Raw genomic sequence first — 17449 nt, 5'->3', positions numbered from 1 at the left:
GCCGGCCGTCTCCCCTTAAGACGGCCGGATAGTTTTTATTCAAGCTGCTGTATCGGACTTCTTGCGTTCGCCACTGCGGGAGGTGCGGCCATAAATGGCGTCGGCCGCATCAGCGCTGACGTAACCCTGGCGCACGTCGTCATCGAGCTTTTCGAGATTGCGCTTCTTCGGGTCGCCGTAACCGGAACCACCGGCCAGCGTCAGTTCGACCACCGCGTCGGTATCGACCAGATCGACGATCGCGCCGGTGCCGCAATCCTGCACAACGTCCCCACTGGCATGCGACAGGATCTTGCCGGTTGCCGTTTTGCCCGGCTTGCCGCCGAACAGGCCCTCGACCGGAAGGTCGACGCCCTCGGGCGAAACGATCGCCTTGATCGGATGCCCCTCAGCATTTCGGCGCGAGATGCGGACACGAACGCCGAGGCCGCCACGGTTTTCACCGGCGCCGCCGCTGTCGGTCATCAGGCTCTTTTCCCAGATGACAATCGGCGAGCGGGTCTCAAACATTTCCAGCGACGAGGTTGCCGCCGAGGTCGGCCACAGAAGCGAGGATTTGCCGTCCTTGGTCTGCGATGCGCCCTGACCGCCGCCAAGCAGCAGCAGTTCGTAGAACAGCGCACCTGTTTCCATCGACTTGCCGTAAAAACTCATCAGGCTCGGCAGGCCGGAGAAGGACTGAGCGGTCTCGGGTGCCGCTTCCGACAGCGCGCGAAAAACGTTTGGTGCGAGATACCAACCGGTGCGGGTTCTGAGCGACACGGCCGCCGGCTTTTCGCAGTTGAGGATAGAGCCTTTTGGCGCCTTCACAGTGAACGGACGGTAGCAGCCGGCATTGCCGCGAATGCCCGGTGTCAGCATGCACTTGATCGGGTAGGTGGCGTGCGCCGTCGTGTAGGAGAGCGTGCAGTTGATGCCGCCCTTGACCGTCTGCGGCGGTGCACCTTCGAAATCGAGTTCGATCTCGTCGCCCTTGACGGTGACCTTCAGCGGGAAGGTCATCTGCGTGCCCATCGGATTGTTGGAGATTTCCGAATGGTAGACGCCATCCTTCAACTGACCGACTGCGTCACGCATGGCCTTTTCGGAAAGCGACTGCACGACATGCGACAGTGCCGTCAGGTCATGCATGCCGTATTCCTCCATGAAGGAACGCATGCGGGCAGAGCCGGTCTCGTTGGCCGAGATGAACGAACGGATGTCGCCGAGAACCTGATCGCTGTCGCGGATATTGTCCGCCATCAGGCGAAACAGGTCCTCGTTTTCCTCGCCCTCGCGGACCAGTTTCATCGATGGAATCTGCAGGCCTTCTTCGTAAAGCTCGCTGACCGACAGGCCGTCACGGCTGCCGCCGATATCGCCGACATGGCCGACCGTGCCCATCAGCGCCACGACGCGGCCGCGATGGAAGACGGGAGTGACGATGGCGAGGTCAAAAAGGTGACCGGCGCAGAGCCACGGATCGTTGGTGATATAGACATCGCCCGGCTTCATCGTATCGATCGGGTAACGTTCGATGATTGCCTTCACCGCCATCGGCAGGGTCAGGTTGAAGACCGGCATGACGCGGGCCGAGTGAGCCAGCGTCTCGCCATCCGGATCGAGAATGGCGCAGCCAAAATCCTGGCTTTCGGAAATGATAAGCGAAAACGCGGTGCGGCACACCGTCGACCACATTTCCTCGGCGACGTTGACGAGGCGGCTCCACATAACTTCCAGTGCGATCGGATCGGACTGGATGCGGCGGCTTGCCTCGTCGAGCGACATCGTTTCATCGACGATGGTGGCGCCCTTGGCGGTTTCGGCGATCTGGATGCGCAGGTTGCCGGTCTCGTCGACCGTCACGGTGTCACCCGGCGGGATGATGGTGGTGGATTCGCGCTCTTCGATGATGGCTGGACCTTCGACGACGATGCCCGCACGCATGGCGTAACGATCGTAGATGCCGGCATCGACCCAATCAGAGCCGAAGAAGGTTTTACGCGTGCCTTTCTTCGCCTCGGTCGCGTCGCCTTCGATGCCGGCCTGGCGGACGGTGAGATGTGGCACGGCGCCGCTTGCGCGGATACGGAAGGAAAGGATTTCGAGCTTTGCTTCCGTCGGCACGCGGGTGTAGCGCGCGCTGTAGACAGCTTCGAACGCCTTGCGGATTTCGGCATAGGCGCCGGCATCCAGCTTGCCGGCCGGTAGCGGCACGTTGATCTCGTGCAGCTGGCCAACGAGGCGCATGTCGGCGGAACGCTCGACCAGAATATCTGCGTCAACGACACCGGCGCTGCGCAATTGCACGCGGCCGTCCTCGGAAATTTCCTCGATAATGGCATTGAGCTTGTCCGACTCGAGATTCTTCGACAGCGCGATCGGGTGCGAACGAACGATATCGAAGGAGAGGGGCGCCGTGAGGAAGCCGAAGGCGGACGCGGCACCGCTGGCGGGCGGAATGATGACTTCCTTGACGCCGAGAATGCGGGCCACCTTGGCGGCGAATGCCGGGCCGGCACCGCCGAAACCGATCATCGAGTAACCGCGCGGATCCTTGCCTTTTTCGACAAGATGGATGCGGGCCGCGCTCGCCATGCTTTCGCTGACGACCTGATGAATACCCAATGCCGCCTCGACGGCGGAAATGTTGAGCGGCTTGGCGATCGTGCCGAGCGCCGCCTCGGCAGCGTCAAGATCGAGCTGCATGCGTCCGCCGAGGAAGAAGGTCGGATCGTAATAACCGAGCGCGACCGAGGCGTCGGTGACGGTCGGCCGCGCTCCACCCCGCCCGTAGCAGGCCGGGCCGGGTTCTGAACCTGCCGAATGCGGGCCAACCTGCAGAAGTCCAACGCCATCGATCGAGGCGATCGAACCGCCGCCGGCACCGATCTCGATCATGTCGACGACCGGCGACTTGATCGGCAGGCCGGAACCGTTCTTGAAGCGGTGCACGCGACCTGCTTCGAGATAGGAGGCGATGTCGACCTTGCCGTCTTCGATCAGGCAGGCTTTTGCTGTCGTGCCGCCCATGTCGAAGGCAATCACGTTGTCATGGCCTGCGTTCTTGCCGAACCATGCCGTGGCAAGCGCACCACCGGCCGGGCCGGATTCAAGCAGGCGGATCGGGAAGGCGCGGGCGGTTTCGAGCGAAACGAGGCCGCCGGCCGAATGCATCAGGCGGAAATCGCCGGCAAATCCCAGCTTTTGCAGCTCGTTTTCAAATCGGCGCAGATAGCGGTCCATCAGCGGCTGCACATAGGCATTGGCGCAGGTGGTGACGAAACGCTGGTATTCGGAGATCTCGGCCACGACTTCAGATGAAATCGAGACCTGCAGATCCGGCAGCGCCTTGGCGATGATGTCGCGGGCACGGCGCTCATGAGCCGGGTTGCGATAGGAGTGCATGAAGCAGATGGCGATCGCCTCGACGCCGTCCTTCTTCAAGGCTTCGGCAGCGCGCAAAACGGCGACTTCGTCCAGTTCGAGAATGACATTGCCATCCGCATCAACGCGCTCGGAGACTTCCATACGGCGCGAGCGTTCCACCAGCGGCTCTGGGAAGGAGAGCGTCAGGTCATAGATGTCGTAACGCTGTTCGGTGCCGATTTCGAGAATATCGCGAAAGCCTTCGGTGGTGATCAGTCCGACGGCTGCACCCTTGCGTTCGATAACAGCGTTGGTGACCAGCGTTGTGCCGTGGACGATCTCGGAGAGATCGGAAATGCCGATACCGGCAGCCGCGACCAGTTCTCCGAGACCGGCCAAAGCGCCCTGGGAGGGGTCTTTGGGAGTGGTCAGGCACTTGTGCAGACGGATCGCGGTGGCGCTCTCGTCGAAAAGGATGAAGTCGGTAAACGTACCGCCGATATCCACGCCCGCACGCAGGCGCTTACCGGTCGTCTGGCCAGTAGCTAACATATGTCAATCCTAGATCACGCGAGTGAGCCGGCCGTTCTGGTCCGTGCTCGATGTTCCCGAGCTGTGCTTTCGGGCAAATGTCGCCATGACGGGCGCTTGCCTCAAAATTCAGCTTCTCTTGTCTTTGAGCAGAGACTAGGCGGCGAATTTTAGAGAGTCCAGTCTCCGTTTCAGCATTGACACCGAATTTCAATAATGAAACATAATCATGCAAATCCACGACGTGAGGTAGTTCGATGGGCGTTCTCGATGATGCCGTTGCAATTTTTGGATGTTTTTCGTTGGAAGAGCCGGCGATAGGACAGGCCGATCTGGCGCGCCGACTGGATCGTCCGAAGGCCACCGTGCATCGCGCCTTGAAGACCCTCGTGGCATCGGGCCTGCTGGAATACGACCACTCGACACGTCTTTATGCACCCGGTATGCGCCTGTTCGAGCTCGGCCAGATCTTCCGCTCCCGCCACCATTTCCTCGATATGATCTACACGCGGGTGAAGCAGATCTGCGATATCGGCGGACATACCGGCTACATCACCGTCTTCGACGGTTTCGACCTGATGGTGTTGCGCGTCGTGCGCGGTTCCAATCCGCTGGCGATTGCTTCGACGCCGGGCTACAAGTCACCCGCCTACGCGACATCCAACGGCCGTGCGATGCTGGCGCTTCTGGAAGATCACGTCTGGAAACAGCGCGTGCCGGAGCCGTTGCCGTATGTGTCTGAAAACTCGCCCAAAGATCATGCAGAACTCAAGGAGCGGATCGGCAAGGTGAGGGCGACCGGCCGATCTTATGCCTCCAATGAAATCGTGGAGGGTGTGTCTTCGCAAGGGGTCGCCATGCGGGACCCTGAAACGCTTGAGATTTTTGGTGTGGCTATTTCCTATCCAGCAAGCCTTGGAACGGCGGAATTGAAAGAGAAGGTTGCGGTGCTTTTAGACCAGATGCGCACGGATCTCAGTATAAAGCTGGATTAAAAGTCGGAAAGAAACCCGAGATTGGAGTGAGCCCTTCGGGCTGGACCACGGGACACAAAAAAACTGATACACTGATCGCCTATGCGTCGAACTTCATCAAATGCCAGTATTCGGAAGCCTTTTGTGCGGCCCTGATCAACTCGCATCCGATGGGCTTTTATGCTCCGGCCCAGATCGTTGGCGATGCCCGCGCTCACTGTGTTGAGGTCCGTCCGGTCTGTATCAATCGATCCCGCTGGGACTGCACGCTTGAGCGCATCGGCAACACCGCGCGTCACGCTGTAAGGCTGGGTTTCCGGCGGGTGAAGGGGGTGGCGATACCCGATGCGGCGCGGATCGTTGCGGCGCGCATGAACAGCGACTTCGTTTCCGTCGATGACATGTTGCGGCGCTCCGGCGTGCCGACCGAAGCGCTTATCCAGCTCGCAAAAGCGGACGCATACCGGCCGTCCCTGACACTCGAGCGTCGTGACGCACTCTGGGCCATCAAGGCACTGCGTGATGAACCATTACCGCTGTTTGCCGCGGCGGCCGAGTGCGAGATGGAGACGATCGCCGAGCAGAACGAGCCCGACGTCGCCCTTCGGCAGATGACCGAGGGCCACAATGTTATCGAGGACTATGGCCATACAGGTCTGACATTGCGACAGCATCCGATCGCGTTTCTCCGCAAGGGTCTCGCGGCCCGCAACATCATTACCTGTGCAGATGCGATGAACGCCCGTGATGGCCGCTCCGTCTACACCGCCGGCCTCGTTCTCGTGCGGCAGAAGCCGGGATCGGCAAAAGGCGTGATGTTCATCACCATCGAGGACGAGACTGGCCCCGCCAACATCGTCGTCTGGCCATCGCTGTTTGAGAAACGCCGTCGGATCGTGCTCGGCTCCAGCATGATGGCAATCAATGGCCGCATCCAACGCGAAGGCGAGGTCGTCCATCTGGTCGCCCAGCAGCTGTTCGACTTGACCTCTGACCTGTCAGGCCTGGCGGATCGGGACGCCGAGTTCAAGATGCCGGCCGGCAGAGGAGACGAGTTCGCGCATGGCGGTGGGCCGGATCCACGCGATGCGCCAAAGCCAGTGGTCACCCCTCGGGATATGTTCGTGCGCGATCTTCATATCGATACGCTGAAGGTGAAGGCTCGGAATTTTCAGTGAAATCTGATTTCTAACAACGGGCCGCAGGTTTATGATCCCATCAAGAGCTCTGAGGTCAACATCCGAGCTCGGCCTGATGTAGCCACTCGTCGCAGGCGGTCACAGATCAAGTTCGGAAGCCGCTAAAGTCGCGATGGCTATGTCCACTTCAGCCAGCGGATCATCGTCCTCGAGAAACCATGCTGCGGACAGACCTGTCCACGCAAGGATCCATTGAAGTAAACGGGAGTGTTCCAAGCATGCCGCATCCGCCACGACGGTTAGCCTGCGTCGGAAGCGTTCCGGATTGGTAGCAACCGGGCGGGCTGGATCGCTAAGATCAGGATTGGTGAATATATTGGCGAAGTCAAACCCGCGCTCCCCGATTAGACCATGCGGGTCGATGGCGCGCCAGCCTCGTTCACCGAAGTCGAGCACGTTGTCGTGGTGGAGGTCACCATGGAGGACTGACTGCTCCCTCGGCTCGGCCAGCAGGGCCCTTGCTGCCTTGCGACTTTGCAAAAGTATACCTCCATACTGTTCAGCGGCAGTCTCGAGATCACGAAACCAAATGTTCAGTGGGATCAACGGTGGCGGATCTCCTGAGCGCTGGCGATGCAGTTGGTTACCCGTGGTACAAAGAACGCGGCATGCATCATCGTCTTCACCGACACGAGCCATTTCTGCCAACGACCGCTTACCCATGGCTCGTTCCATCACCAGTGCGTTGTCGTCTCGTGCAAAGATATCGGCTGTCCCATCGCCAGCCCACCATTCCATAAGCGCCGATCCCCGCTGCTGATCCGGTTGAGAAGATAGCTTCAACATTGCGGGCTTTTCCTGCCACAGCACAGGAAGGATATGCGCGGTCGAGGTGGAAACTGGGTCGCCATCGACGCGTAATTTCCAACGAGTCAAGTAGGTTTCAAACATGCCGTCATCTATAAGCCAGTAAGAACTCGGCTGCCATGTGAGGAAGTCCAAGGGACGATTGCTTTGGTCGTGGAGTGCTAGCCCTGTTTAGCCGAGCGACATCTGAACAGCGGGGGGCAGCTTTCTATAAGACACTGTAGGGCCGAATAAGTGATTATCATACTCGGAAGTTTGGCTTTTTAGCGCCATAGGGCTGTGCGTCGGCGAAGCCAGCATAAAGTGCGAGATCGGCGCTGGCCAGTCATCAACTTCGGCAATAACCCAGCGCGAAGGGAATGTGCCGCTCATCCGCGCGACCTGGTGAAGAATTTCGTTCTGGTGCTGGAACTTCGCACCTGCTCCGATTAAGTCCTTCATAGACATCAGGGATTGGAACAGGCCATGAGCGACATCGATAGACACCGTGCAAACCGGCTGATGCATGACGCTTGTATTGATGCGCTTGTCCTCTTCCAGCCCGAAGCCTTCCGTTATGCGATCGGTGCACCCGCCGGCGTCGCCACCATGTGGGGCCGGGCAGGGGCCGCGGTCGCACTCGTGCCGGGACAGGTGGACGCGCAGCTTGCCGCCGTCGTCAGCGATCATGCGGCCGCAGCTATTCGCCGACAGATGCCGAATGCTGATATTCGTACTCATCGCATCTGGATCGACATGGTTGACGTGGGCGGTGCCAAAACGGTGCCTGATGTGGATAAGGCCTATCGGCGTTCCGGTTCTGGCGGGTCACGCCCCGAAACATTCGACAGAGAAGCGGTTTTCGGTTTGTTGGGCGACCTTCTTCACGAGCGCGGCCTTTCGAATGCGCGCATCGGCGTCGATCTCGAGTTCATGCCTGCTGCCGATTTCGAGGCTTTGAAGATCGTGCTACCGCAGGCCGAATGGGTGGATGGCTCGGCTGTGCTGCGCAGGTTGCGGGCAGTGAAAACCCCGGTGGAAATCGAACGCTTGCGCCGTGCCGCGCAGGCGGCCGAAGCCGGTTTGAGACATATGGCGCAGGCCATCGGTCCGGGTGCAGCGCTGCCCGCACTTTCGTCCGCATGGAAGGTCGGAGCACAAGCCGCCGCTGCAGCGGGTGGCTTTTCGCTCAGCGGTCATTGGGATTACATTTCGGTTGGCCCCGACCTTTCCGACATGGCGGCGGTCGTCACGCCGGGTGCGCTCATCAAGGCGGACGTAGGGACGCTCATCGATGGTTATTCTTCCGATGGCGCGCGCACATTCACGTTTGGTCGACCATCAGGTCTTGCGATCGAGGTCTTCAAGGCCCTCGAAACCGCATTCGAGGCAGGGTTGCAACAGATCCGGCCCGGTAAAAGTTTTGGGGCCGTGCATGCCGCCATGCTGCATTCGATGCGCAAGGACGGTTTCGGCGAATATTATCGCGGCCATTTCGGACACTCGGTCGGCGGCAGCGTCGGCATCGAGGAATGGCCGTTCTTTTCCACCGACAATCCGGAAATCATCGAGGAGAATATGGTCGTTGCGCTGGAAGCGCCGTTCTACGGCCAGGGGCTAGGTGCGCTGATGATCGAGGACCAGTTCCTTGTTACGTCAGGCGGCGTGGAATGCATGAACACCCTGCCTCGGGGCTTGCAGCAGATAGATGCGGGTTGATCGATCAGATCTCACTGCCATTCGATATACTTCGTTTCAGACGTACAACCGGTTCGGTCTCGTCGATCCGCTCACGCTGACTTAGGGCGTTGCCAAAACCTGCAAACAATTTTAGGCGCCGAATTAAAGGGATTTGGCGCATACGAGCTGGCTGATCTGGCTTGATATCGAAAGCAGGTCGATTCTATGATCCGCTTTCCTTCGGCTGCGGTCAGCGCGCTGGCGGAAACTCAAGCTTGCGGACGTCATAACCGAGTTCGCTTGCTTTTCGTATCATGCGCTGGAGCTTCTGCTTCGAGGGGATGGTTCTCGAGTAGATCCAGAGGTCGGTCATCGACGGATTGGCACTGATAAACCAGGACTTGTCCGGCGCCTTGTAGAGAACCCAGTAATTGAACGTGATCAGCAGCGGGTAGCGGACGCGCATTTTTGCATTCGTAGATCCAAAGTCCTGGATCGTTCCGGTCCCGTTTATCGTCTTGAGGCGACCTTTGGGCGTATCGACGCGACAACCGTCTTCGACCAGCACCTCCCTTGGCGCCTTGCCTTTGCGATATGTCGAGTAGCCTGCGACACAGCCGTCAGTCAGGAACATCGGCGTTCTTCCGATTTCCAGCCAGGTCCCTCGGTAATGGTCCGGCCCGACCTTCACCACTTCAGGCGCGGCAGATGCGCCAACTGCGCCGCCCAGAAAGAGTATGACGACTAGAATGCGCTTCATGTTGAAAGAAATGCTCATCGTGTCCTCCGTTAAGCAGGTCTTGTCATCGGATTTCGGAATCCCTGCCGATACCGGCAGAGTTGAGCGCGATGAATGCCATAAGGCTTGCGACGGCGAAGGCATTCAGATTGAAAAGGATCTTCAGGTCGAGTTCCGCCCATGCGTGAAATGGCAAGCCGACGAAATTGCGAGAAAAGGCGAAGGCTGCGAAAACGAACACAGCCAGACCGCGCTGCAGCCACTTTTCTTCCGGCCTGAAGGAAAGGGCGACGAGCATCATGCAAGCGGCAAAAAACAGCTCGGTGCCGGAGCCTTGGCCGAAAAGTTTGGTTTCGAACAGCGTATCGACCGTTCCGACAAGCGGTAACGCAGTCCTCGCACACAGAGGAGACCGCCGCGCTAAGAGCGGTATGGCCAGGAAGAACGGCACAGAAACCAACGTGGCGACCGAGGCCATCACGCCGTTCCCGACCAGATACCAGACATAGATCGGATAAAACGGCTTGTTCATGACGATCACCCAGGCCACCGTGACGGTCATGCGCGTTCGGGCATCGAGTGGCGGTCGCGCTGCGCTGGTCATGGCGTAAAAGCCAGTCGGCCGCCGCTGCGGGCAACGAAGCCACAGGCCAAGAAGCCAATCCCAGGTGTGACGCGTCGCGACGTCCGGGTGGCTGTAACAAGCCCATTTTTTACGATGCGCGAGAAAGTCAAATCCATAAGGTCTCTCAGCCCGCTTGGTGAAAGACTATTACGCACAAGAAGGAAAGTTAGTTTCGCATAAGCTGAAATTTGCGGCGGAAACAGACCTTCCACTTCCTTCGAACAGATAGATTGCGCCGGATTTTTGTATCTGGTTACGATCCGGCACTTTCCATTTTACGCCGCGATCCGGCGTGCAGCCTTGTCTATAGCTTTACGGTCCGACCCATGCTCAGCGATGATCTTTGCAGCATCCTCGACAGAGATCCTGTGCTTTTTCGCCAGAATCTTGGGTTCGTACGCTTGCGTTGACGCCGAAGCACCTTGCTGTTCTGTCATAAGTAGCTCCTTGAGATGAGGCGGCTGACACGCGCCGAACGCGGCGACAGCTCCTCTCAGACCCTATATATGGGTATGGTCGCGCAGTCTCTCAAGCAATGTGGCACCGAGCAGCACGCTGGCAATCAGACCCAACTAGGGTTCATATTCAGTTCATAGGCCAAAGAGCATGGTCGCGCCTCACCACTGGAAAGGCGTGAACATGAACAGATTTCTCTCAGGTGTCGGCGCAGCCGCCGCCGCGGTCATCATGACGGCATCGAGTTTCGGCATGGCGACTGCCGCGCCAATCGGAGTTCAGCCAGCGCAAATTGCCTCGAATTTCGAGCTCGCGCAGTACCGCGAAGAGCGCAGGCCGCATGTCCGCCGCGATCGGGACCGCAGGGATCGCAGAGACCGCGCTGAACACAGGCGCGAACGGCACGGTTACTGGAACGGTCACCGGGGCTATCGCGAGCACCGCCGCGGTTATCGCCGACATAGCGACGGCTACTATTACGCGCCGTCTGTTTTCCGGCTGATGATCCGCTAGTCAGATCTTGATAACAACGCAGAAGCCCCGTCAGAAATGGCGGGGTTTTCTGTTTCAGACTGCCAGCAGTTGCAGCGTCTCCAGCCTGCTATTGCGCACATATCTGGCTGTCGTCTTTGACCGCTATTCGCGTCGTGTAATCGGCTGGGCAATTGACCTGAGACCTATCTTCCCTCCAGTTCTCAAGAGAGTCTTGGGTTTTCTGCTATGAGCCCGAAGGTTCGACACCCCATCAAGCGGTCAACTTCGAGCAACCGGTTGGCAGGGGGTAGGACGCTCAGGTCGAGAAGCGGCATGCCTTCGAGGAGCCCAGGCCGCGCAGCAGAAGAACATTGCCATTCACACCTTCGAGCTTGACGATCGAAGTGCCGATTAAGTTCGGTCTGACAGGCGATCGCAGCGATAATGTTGCATACACTAAAGCTCGCGTCAGCCCCTTGATCCCAATTACTACCACTCAATTGAAGATCCGTCATAGGCAATGAAGCTTCCGCTTTGATCGCTTGTGACCAGGTCCAGCGTCTTCAGCATCCTCGATGCTGCGCCCAGCGGTGGCATCCGATCATGCCCACGCGAGAACGGTTCCGATAGGTCAGTTTCGACTGTTCCGGGATGAATGCCGACAAGAATAGCCTTGGGATGGGTACGCCGCAGCTCGATCGAAGCCGTGCGGATGATCTGGTTGAGCGCGGCCTTCGAGGATCGATAAGAGATCCATCCGCCAAGACGATTGTCGCCGATGGATCCGACTCTTGCCGACAGAAACGCAGAGATCGCATGGGTCTTGCGATCGAGGAGCGGCAGGAAGTGCTTCATCACAAGGGCTGGTCCGATCGCATTCAAACGGAACTGCGCTGCCATCGCATTCGGATCGAACTGCTTCAGCGCTTTCTCCGGGCCAATGCCATCAATGGTCAGGGCGCCAGTCGCGCAGATCAGCAAGTGGAAGTTCTTGTTCAAGAGCTTCTCCGAGTGCATCGCTACTGAGTTCTCTTCGGTAATGTCCAGCCCGTCGTGTTTTCGCGAAAGCGCGACCAACTCTCTGCAGCGCCGATCCTCTTCCAAGAGTTTCCGCATGGCCGAGCCGATTCCGCCGCTCGCACCGATCAACAAAGCGTTGTATCCGTCGGGAAGAGAAGACATCTCTTGCATCGAAAATCCACCGGTTGTGTTAAGTTCTAGCTTTGTGAAGGGCTGACCGTAAGCGGCGGCCAACGGCTCGACCAGGCATCATTTTAGCGCCGAGCGGGTCCGGCGACATCGCTCTGAACAGAATTTGACCTCGGACCAGGTTCTCTCCCACTTACGTCGCCACGTGAAAGGCAAGCCGCAAGCTGTGCACTGCTTGGTCGGAATGACGGGCTTCTTGATGTGTTTTGGCATGGATACTCCTCAGGTCTCTGCGGTGCCCAGCACACGCTGACGCTCGATCACTTCAAGACAGCTAGAAATCCCGCCGCCTGTCGACGCAACGCCTGTTGAGTATCGTTGTCCATCCCATCCCAGCTGGAGTAGGACTGTGCCAGGCGGCGGTTCGAGCTGAGTTTGCCCCGGTTGCGAGCCAGAAAATCCCAATAGAGTGCATTGAACGGGCAGGCGTCTTCGCCAACCCTCTTTTTGGGATCGAAACGGCAGGTGCCGCAGTAATCGGACATGCGGTTAATATAGTTCCCGCTTGCCGCATAGGGCTTGGTTCCCAAAAATCCGCCATCGGCGAACTGGCTCATCCCGACGACGTTGGGCAACTCGACCCATTCATAGGCGTCGGCATAAACCTCAAGATACCAGATATGCACCGCCTTGGGGTCGATGCCCGCCAGCAGGGCGAAATTGCCGGTGATCATCAGCCTCTGGATATGGTGGGCATAGGCATGTTCAATCGTCTCGTTGATCACCATCGAAAGACAGTTCATCTCCGTTTTCCCGGACCAGTAAAACGATGGCAGGGGTCGCGTATTCTCGAAGAAGTTGCTGTCGACGTAACTAGGGCCCGCATGCCAGTAGATACCGCGCATGTATTCTCTCCAGCCGATGATCTGGCGGACAAAACCTTCGACGGCATTTAGCGGCGCACTGCCATCAAGATAGGCGCGCTCGGCGGCCCGACAGACGGTAAGAGCGTCAAGAAACCCGATGTTCATGTAGAACGACAAGAGGGAATGGTTGAGGAACGGGTCGTCCTGCAGCATCGCATCCTGTGTCGCACCGAAACCCGCCAGGAAGTCGGCGATGAAACTGTCCAGGACCTTTTCAGCATCGGAGGGCGTCACGGCGAAGCCGAAATTATCAAGTGTCCCAAAATTATCCGGAAAAACTCTGTCTACGGTGGCAAGGACGTCGCTCGTGATCGTATCGGGCTTGAAGCGAAGATGCCTTGGCCGCAGTAAGTCCGGCGCAGCCGGCTTCCGGTTATCCGCATCGAAATTCCACTTGCCACCGGATGGCTCATTGCCTTGCATCAGCAGGCCGGTTTTGCGCCGCATGTCTCGGTAGAAAAATTCCATGGTCAGCGACTTTCGGCCGACAGCCCAGCGCGCAAATTCCTCGTGGGAACAGAGGAACCGTGTGTCGGGGCGGATATCGACAGGAAGGCCCAAAGTTTTGGACCAAAGTTTCATCTCATCGAGCACGCGCCACTCGCCCGGCTCGGTTACGCATATCGATTTCGGATTGACCTGTTGGATGGCGCGTTTCAGCTCACCGGTGAAGGAATTCGCGTTATCCCAGTCATCGATCCTGGTGTAATGGACCTGGTATCCAGAGTTTCGCAGCTCTTCGGCGAAATGACGCATGGCCGAGAAGACGAAAGCTATCTTTTTCTTGTGGTGGGCCACATAGGTTGCTTCCGCCATGACTTCGCACATCAGCACGATGTCGCGCTTCTTGTCGGCGCCATCGAGCGACGATATCTGCGGAGAGAGCTGATCGCCCAAAATTAATACCAGGGTTGTCAAAACCACCGCCTTTCCGAATTTCCATTCCGTTGTAGGTGAGAAGAGCATTTTGTTCGTCAAAACTGAATGCTGGCGCCGTGAATTACGAATTTTTCTTGGTTTCGATCAGTGCGAAAGCGTTAGCGACTGGCGCGGTGAAGCCCGTCGCGCCATTGCCGATCTGAAGATCGACTCGTTCAACCGAGCCGCGCTCTATAAGTACGAGGCCTGAAATGCCGGCGTTTGGAGCGTCACACGCCTTTGAGGGATCGCATTCGCCATGCTCTGACGATAACCCAACGATTTTTTCATTGGGCAGCTGCCTGCGCGATGAGTTTAAGCGATCTCACACGCGCAGAGTGCTCGAAGACCTCCGAGACGATCATCAACTCGTCAGCTCAGTTTCGGCTATTACCGCTGCGATACCCTTGCGGACTGTTTCGGGCGATCCAATGATCGACCTTTCCAACATCCTCCCTGCCTGGGCCTTTTCCGACGGCGACCAGAAGGTCTCGATGTCGTCGATCGGCGGAAGGGTGAGCTCGCGGCTGCCTGGGAACATGCCGACGAAGGACATCTGCTGGCATGTCGCCAGCCTGTGCGCCTCGGCATCCGTATCGGCGGCGGTAATGTTGATTCCGATGGCCACGTACGGACGGTCGAGTTGGTCGTAGGGCTGGAAGGCATTCCGGTAGGTGTTGAGAGCCGGAAGTAGAGAGTCGGGCGCGAAATGAGAGGCGAAAGCATAAGGTAGGGTGAGCTGTGCTGCTAGTATCGCACCAAAGTTACTCGATCCCGGTATCCCCCAAAAGCGGTACGTTTGTCCCGGCGGCTGGTGCCGACTGGAGGCGCTGGTATGGACCCGTTTCCGCGAAGTAGGCCTGTAGCTCGAAGATATCCTGTGAATTGGGGGCCCGGCTCAAGAACGTCCGGACCTTAAGGCCCGCCGAGGCGGGCCGGAATAAGTGCTGTGGAGAGCCTGAGAGAAGCGCGACAGGTTCTCAGGACATAACACGGATGGTAAACGTACGTGGTTAATAAATCGCTGCGGTATGCGGCAGCCGCGTAGGATGCCCGAAGTAGTAGATTCTGGCTGCTATTTTAACCACCTGCAGGACGGAACCATATGACACTGCCGTCTTCGGCGATGAGGACAGCTCGCTCGGGGCCATATATGCATTGTCGGCTTCGATCGTTTGTATAGTTTGCGCGACAGCACTGCTGTCGTCCTCCGCATGGAAGTCAACTGAGTGCTGGACTGATAAAAGCGGATCATCTCCAATACCGCCCACGCCGATTTGCAAGCTGTATTTGGCCATGCCTATCGGTCACTTTCTAAAAGCTGCTCCGCCGACTTGGGCCGGCGGTAGACCTTCATAAAAACATCCAGATTGGTTCTCGATGGGCCGGAGATGTTGAAAATGCGTTCCGCTTCCTCGCGAAACAAAGCGTATTCCTTACGGAACTGCTCTACGGTGTAAACAGACTGCCCTGACATGCGTTCCTCCATTTCCGGGCGAAGAATGCGTCAGGCGCGCTTGGGTTCCCAGTACAAACAAAAACTACGGCTTGAAAGCCAGCGGCGCGAGCTGCTGGGATATGGCAAGCCGATTCCCTGCAATCGTTAGAGTTTTCTCAAAATACGAGGCTGTCCATTAGCAGATCGCCATTATGAAGTACGGAACATTACTGCCAAACTCCAGCAACCCGTGGCCACAAAGCTGCGGGTTCTTTTTTCATTTGGAGATGAGAGGCTATCGGTACGGCTCGATCCGTCGAGTGCTCAACCGGATGTCGGAAGAGCAGGCGGCAGAGGCTGGCGTACCGGGGACTGATCGGTTTGGCTACTTCTACACAACCTACGGCAAGGCAACCTGACGCCGCTATCGCATCGTTCCGAGTGGCGACACCTAGCCAGCGTGCCGTTTGGAAACGGGCGAGGCATGGCAAAGCCGCAGGATTTCGCGCCGATGTTTACGGAATGGAAGTTGCCCAGCGCTGAGGACGTTGCGGGCGGGATCAGCGAAGAGCAGCGCGCCGCGATCTTTACTGCCGGTGCCAATGCCGAATACAAGAAATCGCCACAGGCAAAGAATTGGGTGGGGGTAGCGGTGGCTTTCGAGCTCGGACTGGACTTGGCGGACGAGCCTTCGAAGAAGCGCGTCAGCGGGCTCGTGCGGGCGCTGATCAAGGAAGGCGCATTGGTCGAAAAGGAAGAGCGAGATCCAATCCGGCGAGAGACGGCGGTGTTCGTGCGGTCGGCCTGAGAGGTATCGCCCTCACGGAAATAAGCCCTATGTGTTCAAAGTGAACATCTGGAGAGAGGATAATTTCCGTGAAGAAAACTATAGCGACCGTGCTCGCAATGACATTCATCGCCGCCGCTTTGGCGTCGTGCGGCAACACAATCCGCGGCGTGGGGCGGGACACGGCAAACACCGTTGATGCTACTCAGAGCGCTGGGAAGCGCGTTGATCGCGCCGCGCGCTACTAAGCTGCGATAGCGGCAGTATTATGCGCGAGGAGGCCGGGCGAGCGATCGCGCCGGCCTTTCCATTTTATAACCGCAAAATAGCGTGAAACATTACGGGAACATTGGCAGTCTATACAAGTTGTGATGCAGGAGGAAACGATCATGCATAAAACACCAAGCAGCACACATGACCTAGCGTTTTACCTCGGCCTGAACGCGGCGCTTTTCTCGTTAATCTTCGTCAGTCTGTTAGTGGCTGGCGTGCTTTAGGAACTTCTGACTTCTTGTCGCATTGTTCTGTTGACCGAGGAGAAGACTATGCACACGGCGCGCCCAGTCCCGAAATACACTCAAAGAGCTTCAATTGTCGTACGAACTCAGCATAGCTCAAGCCGTGAACATTCTCCACAAGTTTGGCAGTGAGATCACGCTGAACCTTCACTGGATATTCCCACACTTCCGTTATTTCGGTACTCCGAAAAAAAGCCCGCCAGAGGCGGGCCGTTCTGTTGGTTTAGCAAAGGGCAGGCTACTTGCCCACGGCTTTGTTGACCGCGTCTTTGGCATTGCCTTTGGCCTGCTGCATGTCGCCCTTGGCTTCCTGCGCAGCGCCTTTAGCCTGAAGCTTTTGGCTGCCCGTCGCATCACCAACTGCCTGCTTCGCCTTGCCGGTGAGCTCGTTGGCTTTCCCAGAAACTTTATCAGCGGTAGAACCCATTTCTCGATCTCCTTCTAGGACGGAATCGCACAGACCACCAAGTCGCTATCCGGTCAAAACGCCGGAGAAGTCCATCGGTTGACCGCTTCACGATCCGCTTGAATAGAGAACACTTTTTGCGGCTCTTCGTTCCAGACTGCGAGCCTGAACCGGACATCAATCTCAAGCCAGAACGCAACTATTGCTGAACTCCGCCCGCTTTTTCGACGACCTCCTATGAGAGGCTGTGATTCTTGGCCGAGGTCGCCCCGAAACCCGCTCACACTCAGGATATTAGAATGACCCTGTGAACATAAGCTCGTTAGACGAGGATTGATTTCATACTGTTCAGCAGTGCTACCGGCGCATGAGGCTTTGGAATGAAGTGCTCGGCAAATGTCAGCTCTTGCTGCTCAAACGTAAGCGCGATTTTCCATGCACCTTGCCGTAGGCGGCATCTCTGAACCAGCGCCTTTTCGAAGCGATATCCTGGTC

Annotated in this window: 19 protein-coding genes and 2 pseudogenes; 7 read left to right on the top strand and 14 right to left on the bottom strand. The window is 57.7% G+C overall.

Going from position 1 to position 17449, the window contains the following annotated elements; translation table 11 throughout:
• Positions 1–39: 39 nt before the first annotated feature.
• Positions 40–3900, bottom strand: a complete 3861-nt coding sequence (locus AAIH70_RS30135) for a hydantoinase B/oxoprolinase family protein (protein WP_430037828.1) — start codon at positions 3898–3900, stop codon at positions 40–42.
• Positions 3901–4136: 236 nt separating this feature from the next.
• On the opposite strand from AAIH70_RS30135, the gene AAIH70_RS30130 reads away from it, so the two are divergent.
• Positions 4137–4874, top strand: a complete 738-nt coding sequence (locus AAIH70_RS30130) for an IclR family transcriptional regulator (RefSeq protein ID WP_430037825.1) — start codon at positions 4137–4139, stop codon at positions 4872–4874.
• Positions 4875–4942: 68 nt separating this feature from the next.
• Positions 4943–6031, top strand: a pseudogene (locus AAIH70_RS30125) (OB-fold nucleic acid binding domain-containing protein); the annotation flags it as partial.
• Positions 6032–6130: 99 nt separating this feature from the next.
• On the opposite strand, the gene AAIH70_RS30120 reads toward AAIH70_RS30125, so the two are convergent.
• The gene (locus tag AAIH70_RS30120) at positions 6131–6943 is read right to left on the bottom strand and encodes an aminoglycoside phosphotransferase family protein (protein ID WP_430037822.1); all 813 of its coding nucleotides are present in this window, start codon (positions 6941–6943) and stop codon (positions 6131–6133) included.
• Between the two features lie 87 nt (positions 6944–7030).
• Positions 7031–7345, bottom strand: coding sequence for a hypothetical protein (locus AAIH70_RS30115; protein WP_430037819.1), 315 nt, complete (start codon positions 7343–7345; stop codon positions 7031–7033).
• Here AAIH70_RS30115 and AAIH70_RS30110 point away from each other — a divergent pair.
• Positions 7325–8557: a M24 family metallopeptidase gene (locus AAIH70_RS30110; RefSeq protein WP_430037817.1), complete on the top strand. Its 1233-nt coding sequence runs from the start codon at positions 7325–7327 to the stop codon at positions 8555–8557. The genes AAIH70_RS30115 and AAIH70_RS30110 overlap by 21 nt on opposite strands.
• 211 nt (positions 8558–8768) lie before the next feature.
• Here AAIH70_RS30110 and AAIH70_RS30105 read toward each other — a convergent pair whose 3' ends face one another.
• The 3 genes from AAIH70_RS30105 to AAIH70_RS30095 all read right to left on the bottom strand — a co-directional run bounded on the left by AAIH70_RS30105 (position 8769) and on the right by AAIH70_RS30095 (position 10319).
• On the bottom strand, positions 8769–9278 hold the full coding sequence (locus AAIH70_RS30105) for a lipocalin family protein (RefSeq protein WP_430037850.1): 510 nt from the start codon (positions 9276–9278) through the stop codon (positions 8769–8771).
• Positions 9279–9321: 43 nt separating this feature from the next.
• Positions 9322–9861 carry a hypothetical protein gene (locus AAIH70_RS30100; RefSeq protein WP_430037814.1) on the bottom strand — a complete coding sequence of 180 codons (540 nt, stop codon included), beginning with the start codon at positions 9859–9861 and terminating at the stop codon, positions 9322–9324.
• A gap of 296 nt (positions 9862–10157) precedes the next feature.
• On the bottom strand, positions 10158–10319 hold the full coding sequence (locus tag AAIH70_RS30095; RefSeq protein WP_430037811.1) for a hypothetical protein: 162 nt from the start codon (positions 10317–10319) through the stop codon (positions 10158–10160).
• Positions 10320–10521: 202 nt separating this feature from the next.
• Between AAIH70_RS30095 and AAIH70_RS30090 the strand changes: the two genes are divergently transcribed.
• Positions 10522–10851 (top strand): hypothetical protein, encoded by a 330-nt coding sequence (locus AAIH70_RS30090; protein ID WP_430037808.1) that lies wholly within the window; start codon positions 10522–10524, stop codon positions 10849–10851.
• A 278-nt stretch (positions 10852–11129) separates the two neighbouring features.
• Here the strand turns inward: AAIH70_RS30090 and AAIH70_RS30085 are convergent.
• The 4 genes and pseudogenes from AAIH70_RS30085 to phrB form a co-directional block, all read right to left on the bottom strand.
• Positions 11130–11260 (bottom strand): annotated as a pseudogene (locus tag AAIH70_RS30085) (TrmO family methyltransferase domain-containing protein); the annotation flags it as partial.
• 41 nt (positions 11261–11301) lie between these two features.
• Complete coding sequence (locus AAIH70_RS30080) at positions 11302–11994, bottom strand: SDR family NAD(P)-dependent oxidoreductase (RefSeq protein ID WP_132281184.1); 693 nt, start codon at positions 11992–11994, stop codon at positions 11302–11304.
• An 87-nt stretch (positions 11995–12081) separates the two neighbouring features.
• The gene (locus tag AAIH70_RS30075; RefSeq protein ID WP_430037805.1) at positions 12082–12234 is read right to left on the bottom strand and encodes a DUF2256 domain-containing protein; all 153 of its coding nucleotides are present in this window, start codon (positions 12232–12234) and stop codon (positions 12082–12084) included.
• 47 nt (positions 12235–12281) lie between these two features.
• Complete coding sequence (gene phrB / locus AAIH70_RS30070; protein ID WP_430037802.1) at positions 12282–13805, bottom strand: (6-4)DNA photolyase; 1524 nt, start codon at positions 13803–13805, stop codon at positions 12282–12284.
• A 49-nt stretch (positions 13806–13854) separates the two neighbouring features.
• On the opposite strand from phrB, the gene AAIH70_RS30065 reads away from it, so the two are divergent.
• Positions 13855–14016 carry a hypothetical protein gene (locus AAIH70_RS30065; RefSeq protein WP_430037799.1) on the top strand — a complete coding sequence of 54 codons (162 nt, stop codon included), beginning with the start codon at positions 13855–13857 and terminating at the stop codon, positions 14014–14016.
• Between the two features lie 153 nt (positions 14017–14169).
• Here the strand turns inward: AAIH70_RS30065 and AAIH70_RS30060 are convergent, their stop codons facing one another.
• From AAIH70_RS30060 to AAIH70_RS30050, 3 genes are all read right to left on the bottom strand, one after another.
• Entirely contained in the window at positions 14170–14559 is a 390-nt protein-coding gene (locus AAIH70_RS30060; RefSeq protein ID WP_430037847.1) for a hypothetical protein, read from the bottom strand.
• A gap of 259 nt (positions 14560–14818) precedes the next feature.
• Complete coding sequence (locus AAIH70_RS30055) at positions 14819–15103, bottom strand: hypothetical protein (protein ID WP_430037796.1); 285 nt, start codon at positions 15101–15103, stop codon at positions 14819–14821.
• Between the two features lie 2 nt (positions 15104–15105).
• Positions 15106–15282, bottom strand: a complete 177-nt coding sequence (locus AAIH70_RS30050; protein ID WP_430037484.1) for a hypothetical protein — start codon at positions 15280–15282, stop codon at positions 15106–15108.
• Between the two features lie 445 nt (positions 15283–15727).
• Between AAIH70_RS30050 and AAIH70_RS30045 the strand changes: the two genes are divergently transcribed.
• Both AAIH70_RS30045 and AAIH70_RS30040 read left to right on the top strand, forming a co-directional pair.
• Positions 15728–16051 carry an ATPase gene (locus AAIH70_RS30045; RefSeq protein WP_430037793.1) on the top strand — a complete coding sequence of 108 codons (324 nt, stop codon included), beginning with the start codon at positions 15728–15730 and terminating at the stop codon, positions 16049–16051.
• Positions 16052–16149: 98 nt separating this feature from the next.
• Positions 16150–16278 (top strand): entericidin, encoded by a 129-nt coding sequence (locus AAIH70_RS30040; protein ID WP_132281904.1) that lies wholly within the window; start codon positions 16150–16152, stop codon positions 16276–16278.
• Between the two features lie 508 nt (positions 16279–16786).
• On the opposite strand, the gene AAIH70_RS30035 is transcribed toward AAIH70_RS30040, so the two are convergent.
• Positions 16787–16975, bottom strand: coding sequence for a CsbD family protein (locus tag AAIH70_RS30035; RefSeq protein ID WP_430037790.1), 189 nt, complete (start codon positions 16973–16975; stop codon positions 16787–16789).
• Between the last annotated feature and the right edge of the window lie 474 nt (positions 16976–17449).

Source organism: Neorhizobium sp. BT27B (assembly GCF_050455485.1).
GTDB lineage: Bacteria > Pseudomonadota > Alphaproteobacteria > Rhizobiales > Rhizobiaceae > Neorhizobium.
This window is presented reverse-complemented; position numbering and strand designations above follow the sequence as displayed.